13 protein-coding genes are annotated in these 14776 nt (G+C 34.8%); 3 read left to right on the top strand and 10 right to left on the bottom strand.

The window, feature by feature from the left end:
* Nucleotides 1-104: 104 nt before the first annotated feature.
* The 8 genes from FHP04_RS12120 to FHP04_RS12085 all read right to left on the bottom strand — a co-directional run bounded on the left by FHP04_RS12120 (nucleotide 105) and on the right by FHP04_RS12085 (nucleotide 7842).
* Complete coding sequence (locus FHP04_RS12120) at nucleotides 105-2597, bottom strand: PIG-L family deacetylase (RefSeq protein ID WP_139856399.1); 2493 nt, start codon at nucleotides 2595-2597, stop codon at nucleotides 105-107.
* Nucleotides 2598-2650: 53 nt separating this feature from the next.
* A complete protein-coding gene (locus FHP04_RS12115; RefSeq protein WP_139856398.1) occupies nucleotides 2651-3214 on the bottom strand; it encodes a mechanosensitive ion channel domain-containing protein in 564 nt (187 codons plus the stop codon).
* A gap of 1 nt (nucleotide 3215) precedes the next feature.
* Nucleotides 3216-4157 (bottom strand): septum formation inhibitor Maf, encoded by a 942-nt coding sequence (locus FHP04_RS12110; protein WP_139856397.1) that lies wholly within the window; start codon nucleotides 4155-4157, stop codon nucleotides 3216-3218.
* A 32-nt stretch (nucleotides 4158-4189) separates the two neighbouring features.
* Nucleotides 4190-4777 (bottom strand): Maf-like protein, encoded by a 588-nt coding sequence (locus FHP04_RS12105; protein ID WP_139856396.1) that lies wholly within the window; start codon nucleotides 4775-4777, stop codon nucleotides 4190-4192.
* 79 nt (nucleotides 4778-4856) lie between these two features.
* Complete coding sequence (locus FHP04_RS12100; protein WP_139856395.1) at nucleotides 4857-5771, bottom strand: geranylgeranylglycerol-phosphate geranylgeranyltransferase; 915 nt, start codon at nucleotides 5769-5771, stop codon at nucleotides 4857-4859.
* Between the two features lie 52 nt (nucleotides 5772-5823).
* The gene (locus FHP04_RS12095; RefSeq protein ID WP_139856394.1) at nucleotides 5824-6351 is read right to left on the bottom strand and encodes a KdsC family phosphatase; all 528 of its coding nucleotides are present in this window, start codon (nucleotides 6349-6351) and stop codon (nucleotides 5824-5826) included.
* Between the two features lie 30 nt (nucleotides 6352-6381).
* Complete coding sequence (locus FHP04_RS12090; RefSeq protein WP_139856393.1) at nucleotides 6382-7137, bottom strand: Rossmann-like and DUF2520 domain-containing protein; 756 nt, start codon at nucleotides 7135-7137, stop codon at nucleotides 6382-6384.
* A gap of 117 nt (nucleotides 7138-7254) precedes the next feature.
* Nucleotides 7255-7842 carry a Crp/Fnr family transcriptional regulator gene (locus tag FHP04_RS12085; protein ID WP_139856392.1) on the bottom strand — a complete coding sequence of 196 codons (588 nt, stop codon included), beginning with the start codon at nucleotides 7840-7842 and terminating at the stop codon, nucleotides 7255-7257.
* 78 nt (nucleotides 7843-7920) lie between these two features.
* Between FHP04_RS12085 and FHP04_RS12080 the strand changes: the two genes are divergently transcribed.
* From FHP04_RS12080 to ccsA, 3 genes are all read left to right on the top strand, one after another.
* Complete coding sequence (locus FHP04_RS12080; protein ID WP_237608678.1) at nucleotides 7921-8208, top strand: hypothetical protein; 288 nt, start codon at nucleotides 7921-7923, stop codon at nucleotides 8206-8208.
* Between the two features lie 5 nt (nucleotides 8209-8213).
* The gene (locus tag FHP04_RS12075; protein WP_139856391.1) at nucleotides 8214-8600 is read left to right on the top strand and encodes a group III truncated hemoglobin; all 387 of its coding nucleotides are present in this window, start codon (nucleotides 8214-8216) and stop codon (nucleotides 8598-8600) included.
* A 174-nt stretch (nucleotides 8601-8774) separates the two neighbouring features.
* Nucleotides 8775-11966 carry a cytochrome c biogenesis protein CcsA gene (gene ccsA / locus FHP04_RS12070; RefSeq protein ID WP_139856390.1) on the top strand — a complete coding sequence of 1064 codons (3192 nt, stop codon included), beginning with the start codon at nucleotides 8775-8777 and terminating at the stop codon, nucleotides 11964-11966.
* A gap of 499 nt (nucleotides 11967-12465) precedes the next feature.
* Here ccsA and ggt read toward each other — a convergent pair whose 3' ends face one another.
* Entirely contained in the window at nucleotides 12466-14181 is a 1716-nt protein-coding gene (ggt, locus tag FHP04_RS12065) for a gamma-glutamyltransferase (RefSeq protein ID WP_139856389.1), read from the bottom strand.
* The gene (locus tag FHP04_RS12060) at nucleotides 14178-14762 is read right to left on the bottom strand and encodes an acyl carrier protein phosphodiesterase (RefSeq protein ID WP_139856388.1); all 585 of its coding nucleotides are present in this window, start codon (nucleotides 14760-14762) and stop codon (nucleotides 14178-14180) included. The genes ggt and FHP04_RS12060 overlap by 4 nt, the downstream gene beginning before the upstream one ends.
* Nucleotides 14763-14776: the final 14 nt, after the last annotated feature.

Genomic DNA, 14776 nt, shown 5'->3' with positions numbered 1-14776 from the left:
TAGTAAATAAAACAAATAGATGTATACAGCATTCAAAAGAAGTACTATTGTAAAACTTCTATTCCAAACAAATTTTTGTTTTTCCTCATTCATAATTTTATAAATTACTTTCCTATTGATAACATATTAGCAAACAATCTAAAAGCTCCTGGAACACCTGCAGGAAGTTCTCTGAAAAAACTTAAACCTGTATAAATATAGTGTCCTTTGCCATATTTGGCAACCAAGAGTGAGCCTTTTGTTTGAGCTTCCCCACTATCTTTCATACCCAGAATTGGTGTAAATTCTTTTGCCCATTCATCAGGGAAATACAAACCGCGTTCTTGTACCCAACCTTCAAAATCTGCTTGAGTGATTTTGTTTGGGCTGTTCATTACTGGGTGTTTTGGTGATAGAAACTTTACATCAGAAAACTCATCAGTAACTCTGTCTCTTGAAAGTTTTAAGGAGTAAGGTGCAAGATCTTGAGTAACCAAGGCGTGGCTTGTGTTGTATTGTACAATCATTGTTCCACCGTTTTTAACGTATTTGTTCAAAATAGGTTGTGCAAAAGCTAATTCTGAAACTACGTTATAAGCGCGTATTCCAACTACAATTGCATCAAAATCTTTTAATGATTGTTCTGAAATGTTTGAAGGATTTATAGTTGTAACTGAATACCCAATTTGCTTCAGGCTTTCTGGAATTGCATCGCCAGCTCCGTTTATATATCCAATACTCTGTCCTTTCTTTTGAATATCAATTTTCGCAACCTTTGCTTCCGAAGGTAATAGTACACTTTGATAAGGAATATGGTCATAATCGATAAGCACTAACTCCCTATTAAAAGTTTCATTTTCAGCATTTATAATTGTTTGTAAATACCCTTCACTTTGATTATTTGGTGGAGTAACTTTAAAACTAAAAGCTTTTGTTTCACCTTTTCGGCTCAGCTCAAAGTTTTGCTTACTTGGTTCAATTTTCCAGCCTTCAGGATGTTTTAAACTTACATTCCCTGAAATATTATCTTTTCCAGCTCTAACAATTACCGAAACATTTCTTGAACTATTATCTGCGAAAATTAAAACCTTCTCAGGAATTGAAGCGGTAACCTTTGGTAGAATTTCAAGAGGACAATACACTTCTCCTTTTACGGGGTCGTTGAATTTATATATGATATCCTTAGTAAATGGAATTACAGTATTTCCAAATTGAAGTTCAAAAATTAACTGTTCAAATACAGGGGTTTCTCCAAGGCCAATTAATTTCTTTGGTGCAGCATACATGCCCACTGTTCCTTTTTCATTTAACCAATAGGGTGAGGAGTAAGGTGGGGTGTTTTTTTCTGAATGAAGGGTAAGTTCAATATTTTTTTTGTTGTTAAATGGAAGCGATTCGGTAGTATTCCAAAGTACTTTTCCATTAGCATTTTTAATCGATTTTAACGCCACATTATTTCCTCCTCGATTAACTGCTTCAACTGTTACATTAAAGTTGTCGTTAGGATTGATTGTGTTTTCTTCGGAAACTGCTTCCAAGAAAATTCCACCACAATCTAAAATGAGTTGCTTTAGTTGTGCTAATTTTATTGCTTTCCAATGCTTATCTTTTAGGTTTGACACAAGTGGATAGGCTTCCAATAATTGCGGAAGCATTTGTGAAGGATTTTCAAAGTTGAAGTTTTTTTCTAAAGGCTTTAGTATAGCAGCAATTTCATTTCCTCCTTCAAGTCTCGACCAATTAGTGTTTATTCCTTCAAAAAGATTGTTATCTGAAGGCTTTGAACCTTTAAGAATTTCCAAATATTCAGTTTCAGAACCGCGAGAGCCCGTACTTCCGAATCCTTGCGATTTGTGCATACTTCTACTCAACGAGGCTATTTCACCATTGGATAATCCGAGAGAAGGAAAGTAATTACCAATTTCTACTTTTACGTGATCTGATTTATCTGCTTTTTCAAATTTTTCTTTACTTCCATAAAACCAATACGATGTATTAAAAAACAAACGTTGAGGTTTCCATACTCCGTGTTCTTTTGCAGATTCAGGGAATTTTGTTGCATCATTTGCCAAATCGAAACTTTCTAAACTCAGCATGGCCGAAGCTGTGTGATGTCCGTGTGTGCTACCAGGGCTACGATGGTCGAAACGGTTTACAATAATGTCTGGTTTAAACTTTCGGATGGTCATTACTACATCGCTTAAAACATCCTCTTTTTTCCAAAACTCAAATGTCTCATCTGGATTCTTGCTATACCCAAAGTCATTGGCGCGAGTAAAAAATTGCTGTCCGCCATCAGTTTTACGAGCTTCAAGAAGTTCTTGCGTACGAATAACGCCAAGTAATTCCCTAAGCTCTGGGCCTATTAGATTTTGCCCGCCATCACCTCTTGTTATTGAAAGATAGGCAGTATTTGCGTGAACATCATTTACCAAATACGAAATAAGCCTTGTGTTTTCATCATCGGGGTGTGCAGCAATATATAATGCCGACCCTACAAAATTTAGTTTTTGGAGGTTGTGATATATTTCGGATGCGGTTGGTTTTTTCGGGGCTTGAGCAGTAGCAGCTAGTGTAAATAATAAAAGCAGAAAGCTATAAATCGATGTTTTTTGCATAAAAATAGTACTGTTTTATTCGATAATTTTTCAAAGATACCTATTTGAGAAAACTATATGGGAGGCAACTCTTCCTTATTTTTCTCGAGATTTTGTAAGTGCTCTTGAATTTCTTCTGGGCGAATAATACTCACACCTTTCTGAAGCATCATACTATTTGGGTAGGTAATAATTTCATTATCTGGGGTATGTAGGATAATATGAAACGTTTTAATATCCTCAATTGTTCCTTCGCAAGGGGCTTCCTTATCGTGAATTTTTATATAATCCCCGATTTTATATGGGAAAGTAAAAAACATAATCACCCCACTTGTAATATTGCTAAGTATAGACCATTGAGCAAAAAACGCAATCCCGATAACGGCAAAAACCGACGACATTACTAATCCTAAGTTTTCAAAATCAAGTCCCCAAATAATAAAAAACCCTAAAGCACCTAAGCAATATACAGAGTAATCTATGTGCTTCATGATAAGTCCTGTGCGGTGCTCCAAACGTTCAATTTTATCGGTGAAATTTCTAACCGTTCTTTTTAAAATTATTCTTATCAAGATCAGTACAGCTATTAAAATGATAGATTCTAATAGCTCTGGGTATATTTCTTTAAGGTTTATCATATTAGTATGTTTTCAATCCCAATGAATCGCGAAGGTGCAAAAACTCATTTTTGTTTTCTTTCCAATAAGCGCTTTGTAAACGCTTAGATTTTATGGCAGTTGTTTTAAGATGACTAGTGTCATTAGTTTTTTGAGCATTTACCTCTTCCCATTTTTCAATTTCATATGGAAAATTACTTTGAAAAAATAGCGTTAATTCTCTTTGTAAATCAGGATAATTTAAGGTGTAAATTGAAATAGAATCTCCTTGCTTTAAACTTGCTGTAGCCTTGTAGGCTTTTACTTCTTTATGATAAAATCTCAAGTATTCAAATGAAGGGATTAGCATTATATTACCCGTAGGTAATTCTTCTGGATTGATACGGATGAGGTTCCAAAGCTCATTTTCTAACCAAGTTTTGGGTAAACTAAAGTTTTTATCGCCTTCATCAGCAAAGTAAGAGTGGCTTTTAATTTCGTACTCATTTCTATTATTGAGTTGCATATAAACATGCCCACACCATTCCTGCACACTATTACTGATCTTTATTGCATTTTCTTGGATGGAAATAGGACTAAATGTGCTTGTCATTACAGAATAAGGATAAATACCAGTATTGAAGTTCTTAGTTTGATTTAATTTTAATACTGAAATATTTTCTTTGGAAACGTTATCTGCTTTTACTTGTTCCTTGGGTAAGAAATTTTCTGAAACAAAAATGTTTACCGCTTTCCCTTTTCTAATTTCACCGTAGCGTTCTTGTGATAAATTGTACGAAGTAATTTCTGCCTTTCCGCTGTACCAATAATCTTTAAACTCTTGCGAAACGTTTCTGTAGGTAACATCTTTTTCCTTAGTGTTCTTTTTTTTATTTTCAGAGAATTCTTTTTTTTCTTCGGAAGAATTACAACTAAATAAAAATAGAGATAGGAAAAGTACTGCAAGAAGTCTGAAGAGATACATGGGCGAAGGTTTTACGTAAAAATAGCAAAAAATCAGCGCTCGGCAATCTCGGTTAACGTTTTATAAACAAGGCGGGTAGGTAATCCCATTACATTAAAATAGCAACCTTCAATTTTCTCGATTCCTATATATCCAATCCATTCCTGAATTCCATAGCTTCCCGCTTTGTCAAAGGGTTTGTAAGTTTTAATATAATAGTCAATTTCCTCTTCAGTGAGCGTTTTAAACCAAACCTTTGTAGTGTCGTTTACCGTTATTTGAAACTCTTTGGATGTAAAACAAACCGATGTTATAACCTCGTGAAATTTGCCGCTTAAGCTTTTAAGCATTTCTTTGGCTTCTCGACTATCTTTTGGTTTGCCAAGAGCACTGTTTTCCTTCCAAACAATAGTGTCGCTAGTAATTAAAATATCGTTTGTTTCAAGTGATTTAAATGCAGATGCTTTAAGCTGAGAGAGGAAATCTGTGATCTCTTCTCGATTTAAATCTGAATTGTATTTTTCATCAACCTCTTTTACTTGAATGGAATAATCTACATTCAAATCTTTAAAAAAAGCTTGTCTTCGTGGCGAGCCTGAAGCAAGGATGATATTGTAGTTTTTTAATTTTTCTTTTAGCATTTTTAATTCAAGGTTTCTCTGTGTTGTGGTTTTATAGATGTAGATGATGTTAAGACCACTAATTCAAAATTTAAATTGTTTACTCCAAAACTACATATTGAAAAAGCGGAATTGAGCAAATTCCCAAAAACATTACAACTTTTAATACTTTAGAAAGTAATGCGTAATGTTTTACTGTTTTTGCGTCCCAAATCTTAACACAGAAAAAGAGTAGGGGACCTACAATTGCAAAAAGGAAGTAAAGTGATAAAATTTGATAATTATAAAGGTATTCGTACATATAATAAATAATCCCGAAAACCATCAAGGCCGCTAATACAAAAACAATTCTACTTGTTCTTTTTCTACCAATAGCAATTGGCAGGGTGTTAATACCTCCTTTTTTATCACCGTTTATATCTTGTAAATCCTTAACTATCTCACGAATAAAATTAAGTGCTAGCGCAAAAAATGAAAAGTAAAAGACAACTTTAAAAACCGCCGATTGTATTTCTTTGTTTTCGATTGTAATTGCAGGTAACAAATCAAAAAGCGTTACCACCATAAGACTCATTGCAACTAAAAAGGAGACTACTAAATTTCCTATAAGAATAATTCCTTTTAAATAAGAAGAATACAAATAAAGCAAGGCAGAGAAAACAATGAAAAGCGCAGCAAAACCTGGTTTACCGATGCTGTTAGAAAGATAAAACCCTATTCCTACACCTATAACATTTAGGGCGATAAATAGGTTGTTCGCGGTTTGTTCCGAAATCTTTTTACCGATTAAAACTTTCTGTGGCTTGTTGATTCTATCAATTTCAACATCATAAATATCATTGATGATATTTCCGGCTGCAGCAATGCAAAGTGTTGCTATTACAAGCAAAGCAAAATTGAAATCACTTAGTGTAATATCAACTTCAAAAGGTATAAAAAGCCCATACCTAATAAGTATTTGCACCAAGGCGATAAAAAACAGGTTTTGGTAACGAACTAGCTTAAGGTAATTCAAGAGTTAGATTTTAAATTCAGCAATTTTTTTAGGTGTCAATCTTCAACTTAAATTAATCGTATTTAGCACTAACTTTTTCAGTCACTAGCCATTTTCCGTGTACTTTTAGCACTTGCTCAATAACATCTCGAACGCATCCTTTTCCACCGTTTTTATGTGAAACGTATTTAGAGATGTTTTTTATTTCCGGTACTGCATCTTGTGGGCATGAAGGCAAACCAACTTCTTGCATTACTTCATAATCCGGTAAATCGTCACCCATATAGAGAATGTTATCTTTCTTTAAATTATGAGTTTTTAAGTAGTTTTCTAAAATTTCAGTTTTATTATGAGCTCCAAGAAAAACATCTTTTATTCCTAGATTTTGAAGTCTAACTCTCACGCCTTCATTAGATCCACCAGAAATAACACATACATTAAAACCCTTGTCTACAGCAGTTTTAAGTGCGTAGCCATCTTTCACATTCATTGTGCGAAACATTTCACCTTGGGTGTTAACTTGGATGCTTCCGTCGGTAAGAACACCATCTACGTCAAAAATAAAAGTGTTTATGTTTTTTAAATATTCTTTATAACTCATTTTCTTATTTTTCTATGAATACTCTGTTTCTTATTTAAAATTATTCTTTAAGGCATCAGTAAAAAGTTCGTAAACTTTTCTATAGTTACTGTCATCCAACAAATTTAAGTGTTTTTCAATGGTTTTAACGTCATTTCGTTTTGCTGGACCTGTTTGTGCCTCTTTTGGGGATAGGGTTTCAATTTTTAATGCTGTTTCCTGAATTAAAGGCTTAAGCAAATCAAATGGAAGTTTTTCCTTATTTAATATATCACCACCTATATGATATAGGTAATTGGTAAAATTATTTACAAAAACTGCTGCTAAATGTAGTTTAGCCCTTTCCTCGGAAGAAATTTCTGTAACATTTTCAGAAATGGTTTCTCCCAACTTTTGAAGTATTTCCAAATCTGAAGCGTTTTCGGCTTCTATACATATTGGGATATTCTTAGAACTAACTTCTCGTTGTTTCGAAAAGGTTTGTAGTGGATAAAAAATTCCACGTCTGTTGTTTTTAGAAAGTACATTCATAGCTGCACCGCCTGAAGTGTGTACAACCAATTTATTTCGAAGGACCAAGGTTTCAGAGAAAGATGAAATAGCATCGTCTGGAATTCCAATAATATAGACATCGGCTTCTTCAATTTCCGAAATTTTATCAGTAAATGAAATTGATTGAGAAGAAGAATCTAAGTCGATTTTACTTCTGTTAAAAACTTGTTTTACAGTTGCTTGACTGCTGTTTTTAAAAGCTTTGAATAAGTGGCTGTTTACGTTGCCAAAGCCTAAAAGAATCACATTTATCATAACGCGAAGTTAGCCTTTTTATAAATTTCAAAATTAATTTTATGATTAATTATACTCTCCATAAAAAGTTGAATAATAAATTTTAAGTTTCTAGTTTCTAGTTTCTAGTCTCTAGTCTCACCTATACACTTTATGCCTGATAATTTTCACTTCACCATCTTGTTCAAGTTGCTTGATGGCTCGAATTACGGTTTCAACGCGTTGACCCGTTAAATCTGCAATTTGCTGTCGAGTGAGTTCTACTTGAAATAATTCCTCGCTTCCATATTTCTTTTTTAGAAAATCTATCAACGTCAAAATGCGATGTTCTGGAGAGTGAACAGATATTTCTTTTAAAATTGTGGCTTTATAGTACAGCCGTTTAGCTAAAGCTTTGGTGAATTTTAAATTGATTTCAGGATTGTGGGTGAGTAATTCAAACAATTTTGTTTTCGACAGTTTGTAATACTCTGTTTGTTTTACTGCTGCCGCTGAAGCGGGATACTTAAAATCTGCAAATAAAGGGGGCTCTGCAAAGCTTTCACCATTGTAAAAAAATCCTTGAACAAATTCCTTCCCGTCATCGTTTACATTAAACATTTTCACTTCTCCAGTTTTTATCTGAAAATAGAAATCTGCACGAGTATTTTCGTTTAAAATAATCTCTGAAGCGGCAATGTTTTCTAGTGTTGCTTCATAATCTAATAATAATTCTTCAGGAATCATCTCTTTATGATTTGCCTCATAAAATAAGGCTTGGTTCGCTTTGTAAATTTACTCCAAATTATACAAAACCCTAATATTATGAGACATCTATCTATAAAAGAAATGCAGCACGAATTTTCAAAGGACTATTATATGTATATTCCCTTAACCATCATTCTAAATAGTTGCGTGGGTTCTATCGCGGCGATGGCAATTTTGGCTCAAGGTACAAGTTTGTTGTCGGGAATAGAACTTACTATTGTGGTCTCCCTTTGTATGGGCTATAACGCAGCACTTTTGGCGGGCACAAATAAAAAATTCGCCTTTTGGCTATTAACAGTAAGTATGGTTGTGAACATATTGCTGATTTTGATAACTTTGCTGTAAAAACAATGAAAAAGAAAATTGAATCTCGGGAAGATGTATCCATACTTGTAAATACTTTTTATTCGAAAGTCAGGAAAAACGAACTTCTCGGACCTATTTTCAATGGAATTATAAAGGATTGGCCTTCACATCTGGAACTACTTACAGATTTTTGGGAGACCAATCTTTTCTTTCAACGAAAATACTTCGGAAACCCAATGCATGCTCACGTTGAAGTTGATAAGAAAGTGGGCGGTACAATCAACGAACTTCATTTTGGAACGTGGATTAATCTATGGCACGAAACCATAAATGAACTTTTTGAAGGCGAAACAGCCGAAATAGCCAAAAATAGAGCTAGAAATATGGGGACATTTCTGAATTTAAACATATTCAATTCTCGAAATAATTAACTTCAATAATTACTGAGTTTAATAGGTAAAAATCAATGTGTTTAACGAAAACATTGAATTAAATTCAAGTATTTATAACATTAAATAAACGTGTGTTTTAGCAGTGTAAGTACTATGTGTTTTTAATAGATTAAATGAACGCAATTACTTATTTTTGCAGCAAAATTTATCGAAATGCAAAAAAAGATTGCTTCCGTCCTTTTCTCTACCAAATTAACAGCAGTTTTATTTATCGTTTACGCCATTGCAATGGCAGCGGGTACATTTATGGATGCAGACTCCCAAAGTCCGCCAACACCATATACTCGTGAGCTTATTTACAATGCCTGGTGGTTTGAAGCTATTATGGTATTGTTTGCCATAAACTTCGTAGGAAATATTTTCAGATATAATCTTCATAAACCTAAAATGTGGGCTACTTTATTGCTTCACGTTTCTCTAATTTTAGTTATAGTTGGAGCTGCTGTAACAAGATATATCGGCTTTGAAGGGGTGATGCATATTCGTGAAGGCCAGACAGAAAATTCTATTCTTTCTGAAGAAACCTACCTAGACGTATTTATCGATGGAGATTATATGGTTAATGGTGTAGCGCAACGCCGTAAAGTAAAACCAAAAAAACTTCGTCTTTCTGAAAAGTTAAATAACAACTTCACAATAAACACTGATTATAACGGCAAGGATGTTACAATCAGGTATAAGAATTTCATCAAAGGCGCTAAGCAAGATTTAAGAGAAACTGAAGATGGCGAAGAATATATAAAGATAGTTGAGTCTGGAGATGGAGAACGTCACGAACACTGGGCTAAAGTGGGTGATGTTTCTAATATTCACAACATTCTTTTTGCTATTAATAAACCTACTGATGGGGCGATAAATATTACTTTTTCTGAAGATGGAAATCACACAATTTCTAGTCCATTTGCCGGAAACTTTATGCGAATGGCAGACCAAATGGAAGGGGAGGTTGTAGCCGACAGCGTTCAACCGTTTAATATGCGATCGCTTTACCGTATGGCAGGAACATCATTTGTAATTCCTGATCCAATTACTAAAGGTGAATTTGGAATGGTTAAAGCTCCTGCTGACGAACCTAGCAACCAAGATGCACTTATTCTTGAAGTTTCTACTGTTAATGAAACCAAAACAGTAGAGCTACTTGGAGGAAGAGGAACTTCGCCAAATCCAAACGAAGTGCATATCGATGGCTTAAAAGTTTATATGTCTTACGGCTCTGAAAGCATTGAACTTCCATTTTCTATAACACTAAACGATTTTATTGCTGAAAAATATCCTGGAACTGAAAAAGGATATTCTTCATTTATGAGTAAGGTTACTGTTATCAATGAGGATAAAACACATTTTGACGCCGATATCTTTATGAATAACGTACTAGACCATGAAGGTTACCGTTTTTTCCAATCTGGATTCGATCCTGATGAAGGAGGAACAATTCTTTCTGTAAACCACGACTGGTGGGGAACTTGGATTACATACATCGGTTACTTCTTACTATACGTTGGGTTAATGGCAATTCTTTTTACTAAACACAGTCGTTTTGGTAAGCTTGAAAAAACGCTTACTAAAATTAAAAAGAAGAAGAAAAACATGATTACTGTTTTGGTGCTACTACTTTCTTTTAGTGGTATGGCACAACACAGTGAGCACTCAACGCATAAACCTGTTGATAAAGCAAAGATAGATTCGTTAATCGTTGCTAATGCTGTAAGTAAAGAACACGCAGCCGAATTTGGACACTTGATTATTCAGGACAATGGGCGAATGAAGCCTATCAACACTTTCTCAAGTGAATTATTAAGAAAAATAAGCCGAAGCGACCACTATCAAGGATTGGATGCTAACCAGGTGTTTATTTCGATGACGGAATTTCCTAGACTTTGGGTTGAAGTGCCTTTAATTGCGCTTAAACGCGGAAACGATAGTATCCGTCACGTAGCTGGAGTTTCTGAAGATCAAAAAAATATTTCGCTATTAGATCTTTTTGACGACAAAGGAAATTACAAGTTAGAACCATTTTTAGCGGCTGCAACAAGCACTAATACTCCTAACCAATACCAAAAGGATTTTATAAAAGCTCACGAAAATTTTTCGCTTTTAAACTCAGCCTTAAGTGGAGGGATTTTAAAAATCTTTCCAATTCCAAATGATGAGAGTAAGAAATGGGTTTCATACCCAGAATTGAATGAAGCCAACCTAACAGGAATGGACTCGTTGTATGCTAAAAACATACTTCCGTTGTATTTTGATAGCCTTAAAAAAGCACGTGAAAATGGTGATTACTCCAAATCTGATGAATTATTAGAGAGTATTACCAATTTTCAGAAAAAATACAGCGCAGATATAATGCCTTCTGAAAATAAACTGAGAGCAGAAACTTTTTACAATAAAGTTGATATTTTCAATCGCTTGTACAAATACTTCGCAGTATTTGGAATTATAATGATTGTATTCATTGTAGCTCAGCTTATAAAAGATCGAAAAGTGCTTAGAGTTTTAATAAGATCTACAAAAGTTATTATGTGGGTTTTATTTATAGCAATGACGCTAGGGCTTGCTTTACGCTGGTATGTGAGTGGACATGCACCTTGGAGTGATGCTTATGAGTCTGTGATTTATGTAGCATGGGCAACAATTTTCTTTGGACTTTCTTTTGGAAACCGAAGTGATTTAACCGTAGCAGCTACATCGTTTGCGGGTGCAATTATTCTATGGGTTGCACACCAGAGTTGGTTAGACCCTTCTATTGCAAACCTACAACCGGTACTTGACAGTTATTGGTTAATGATTCACGTAGCAGTAATCGTAATGAGTTATGGTCCATTTACACTCGGAATGATGCTAGCAGTAGTTTCTATGTTCCTTATGATTTTCACTACCAAGAAAAATTTTAAGCGAATGGAATTAAACATTACCGAGCTTACAGTAGTGACGGAGTTAGCGCTAACTGTTGGATTGGTTCTACTTACCATCGGAAACTTTTTAGGTGGACAGTGGGCTAACGAAAGCTGGGGTAGATACTGGGGCTGGGATCCAAAAGAAACTTGGGCACTTATTAGTATTATGGTTTATGCTTTCGTAATCCACGCTAGGTTAGTACCAGGATTACGCGGAAAATGGACATTCAACATGTTGGCGTTGTTTTCATACGCTTCAATTATGATGACGTATTTCGGAGTAAACTTCTACTTAAGTGGTCTTCACTCTTACGCTAGTGGTGATGCACCTGCAACACCAACGTTTGTATGGTGGATTACTTTATTTGCAGTAGTATTAAGTGCGGTGTCTTACTTTAGATACAAGAAGTTTTATATTAAGAAAAAGAAAAAATCCAAACGAGTTGAATAGAGGTTTGTTGTAGAGAATTGAGGTTATTTCCTATAAGAAAGAATAAAGATTAAAAATTAGTCGTGTCCGACTAGGATGTAAGACCGCTGCGCTGAAAGATATAAGACGTAAGACTCACTCCTTAATAGGTTGAAAATTAGAAAAAGTTGATTAAACATACTTATTAATTTATAAATTTCAATGCCAAATTTAATAGCAAGCGGTCATTTGGTAAAAATGTTTGAATCACTTGTAATTTTTGACACTGCAGAGTTTCTTATTATTTTAGTCGGACACTAATGATTAAAAAACCATCTTAGAAGCAGGATTAAAAAGGAAACAAGAGTCAAGACTTTTTGCGTTATCAATTTAAATTAAAACCTAATAAAGAAACTCAGTGTTTTAAAAGTAATTAAAGCGGTCAATGGTAACAATGGATGTTTAAAGCCTCTGGAAAACAGACTATTTAAATAATAGATGCGGCTAATTCGCTATTCACCATTAACAAATAACTCATAATTTAAAACCCAATCGCTGCATCATCTCCACGGTGGTCTGCACCGCCTTGTAATTTGCCGTTTTCTAATCTTAAAATTGCATCAACTTTTCCAATAATTGGATCAGTTTCGAGGTTTTCAGGATATCCTTTTTGTTTTAACTCCTCAATGATTTCACGAGGGAATCTTTCAAATTCATATCTAACAGCATCTGGTAACCATTGATGATGGAAACGAGGGGCATCAACGGCTTCTTGCATATTCATATTAAACTCATAAACATTTAAAATTGTTTGTGCTACCGAAGTGATAATTGTAGAACCTCCAGGCGTACCAACTACCATAAATAGTTCACCATTTTTTTCAACAATTGTTGGTGTCATAGAGCTTAACATTCGTTTTTGAGGGGCTATAGCATTAGCTTCGCCTCCTACGAGTCCGTACACATTAGGTGCTCCTGGTTTTGCACTAAAATCGTCCATTTCATTGTTTAGGAAAAAGCCTAGTTCACTAGCATAAAGTTTAGAACCATAAGCTGAATTTAATGTTGTAGTAGCCGAAACTGCATTTCCAAAGGAGTCTACAATAGAATAATGTGTGGTTTCTGTACTTTCATACCCCATAATTACTCCTGGTTTTACTTCTGAAGAAGGCGTAGCAGCATCAAAAGAAAAACTTTGCATTCGCTGTGATAAATAGGCGTCATTGAGAAGTGAATCTGTTGGAATTTCTACAAAGTCGGGATCACCAAGGTAAAAACTTCTGTCGGCATACGCACGACGTTCGGCTTCAGCTAGCACCTGAATGTATTTTGCACTGTTGTGCCCATAGTTAGAAAGAGGAAAGGGTTCAACCATTTTTAAAATTTGTGATAAACAAATTCCACCGCTGGATGGAGGTGCCATCGAAATCACTTTTAAATCTTTATAGTTAAAAACAATTGGCTCACGCCACTGTGATTCGTAGGCTGCCAGATCTTCTAGCGTTATAATTCCTCCTTTTTCATTTAAAAAGGAAACTAATTTTTTAGCTGTTTCTCCTTCATAAAACTCAGAACGTCCATTTTGCGCAATTAACGTTAAGGTGTTTGCTAAAGCTGCGTTTTTAAGTGTGTCACCTTTCTTATATGTTTCAGTAAAAAGATTTTTTTCACCGCTAACTTCTTCAAATATGGTTTTGTAATGTTCCAACCTTTCTGCCTGTTGTTCGGTAATAATATATCCGTTTTTAGCAAGGTCGATAACAGGTTTTAAAATTACTTCCATTGGTAAACTTCCCAACTTTTCATGTACTGCAAACATTCCTGCTACTGTACCAGGCACGCCCACAGCAAGCGCTCCAACAGAGCTTTTTTCGGGTATAAAGTTTCCTTCTTCGTCTAAATACATGTTTTTTGTAGCGGCAATAGGAGCTTTTTCACGATAGTCTAAAGACCCTATTTCACCGTATTCGCTGCGGTAAACCATAAACCCACCGCCACCTAAATTACCAGCATAGGGGAAACAAATAGCTAATGCCATTTCGGTAGCAATCATAGCATCAAAAGCATTTCCGCCCATTTTTAGGATTTCTGTGCCAATGCGAGAAGCTTCTTCTCTAGCTGAAACTACCATTGCACTATCAGCTACTACAGTTTCTTTGCTTTCGGTTTTTGGTTTTTCGTAGCTGTTTTGGGTGGTAACTTTTTCTTTGCAGGCAAATAGTAATAAAACAATTAAAATTAATGAGTAATGTTTCATAATTCGATAAGTTTTTGGTTAGCATGAATTATTAATTCATCAAAAAATGAGGTAAATTCAGATTCAAATTCTTCGTAATATTCTTCGAGTTCCACTACTGCTAAGTTCATTTTTGCAACTCCTTTAGTGCGTACATTCATTTGGGCTAGTATCTTTCCTATACCTTCAACAGTAGCGTAGCTCAGCAACCAGTTATCAGCTATCATATACGGCATCATTCGCTGAATTCTAGCGGGAAGTATGGTGAAGTTATTACGAAGCAACTCATAAAATTCTTCAACATATTCATCCAAAGGTTGATCGGAATATTTTTTCCAATTTTTTGCAAGATAATGGTCGTAAAGTATATCTACAATTACGCCACTATAATGGCTGTAGTTTTTGTGAAGTCTCTTGGTGCTTTTATGAACAGTGGGGTGAGAATCGGTAAAGGAATCGATCTCGCGATGCAATAAAATACCTTTTGCAATTTTAGGGGGGTATTTAAGGTAACGCTTTCCTTTTATGCCATCTGCAATAAAATTGCCAATTGTAATTTCGTCGTCATCTCCGGAGAGATATATATGTGCTAAAAAATTCATTCAATAAATATATG

The organism is Aequorivita sinensis, from assembly GCF_006346335.1.
Taxonomy (GTDB): Bacteria; Bacteroidota; Bacteroidia; order Flavobacteriales; family Flavobacteriaceae; genus Aequorivita; species Aequorivita sinensis.
Note: the sequence above shows the minus strand (reverse complement) of the source record. Positions and strands in the feature narration are given on the sequence as shown.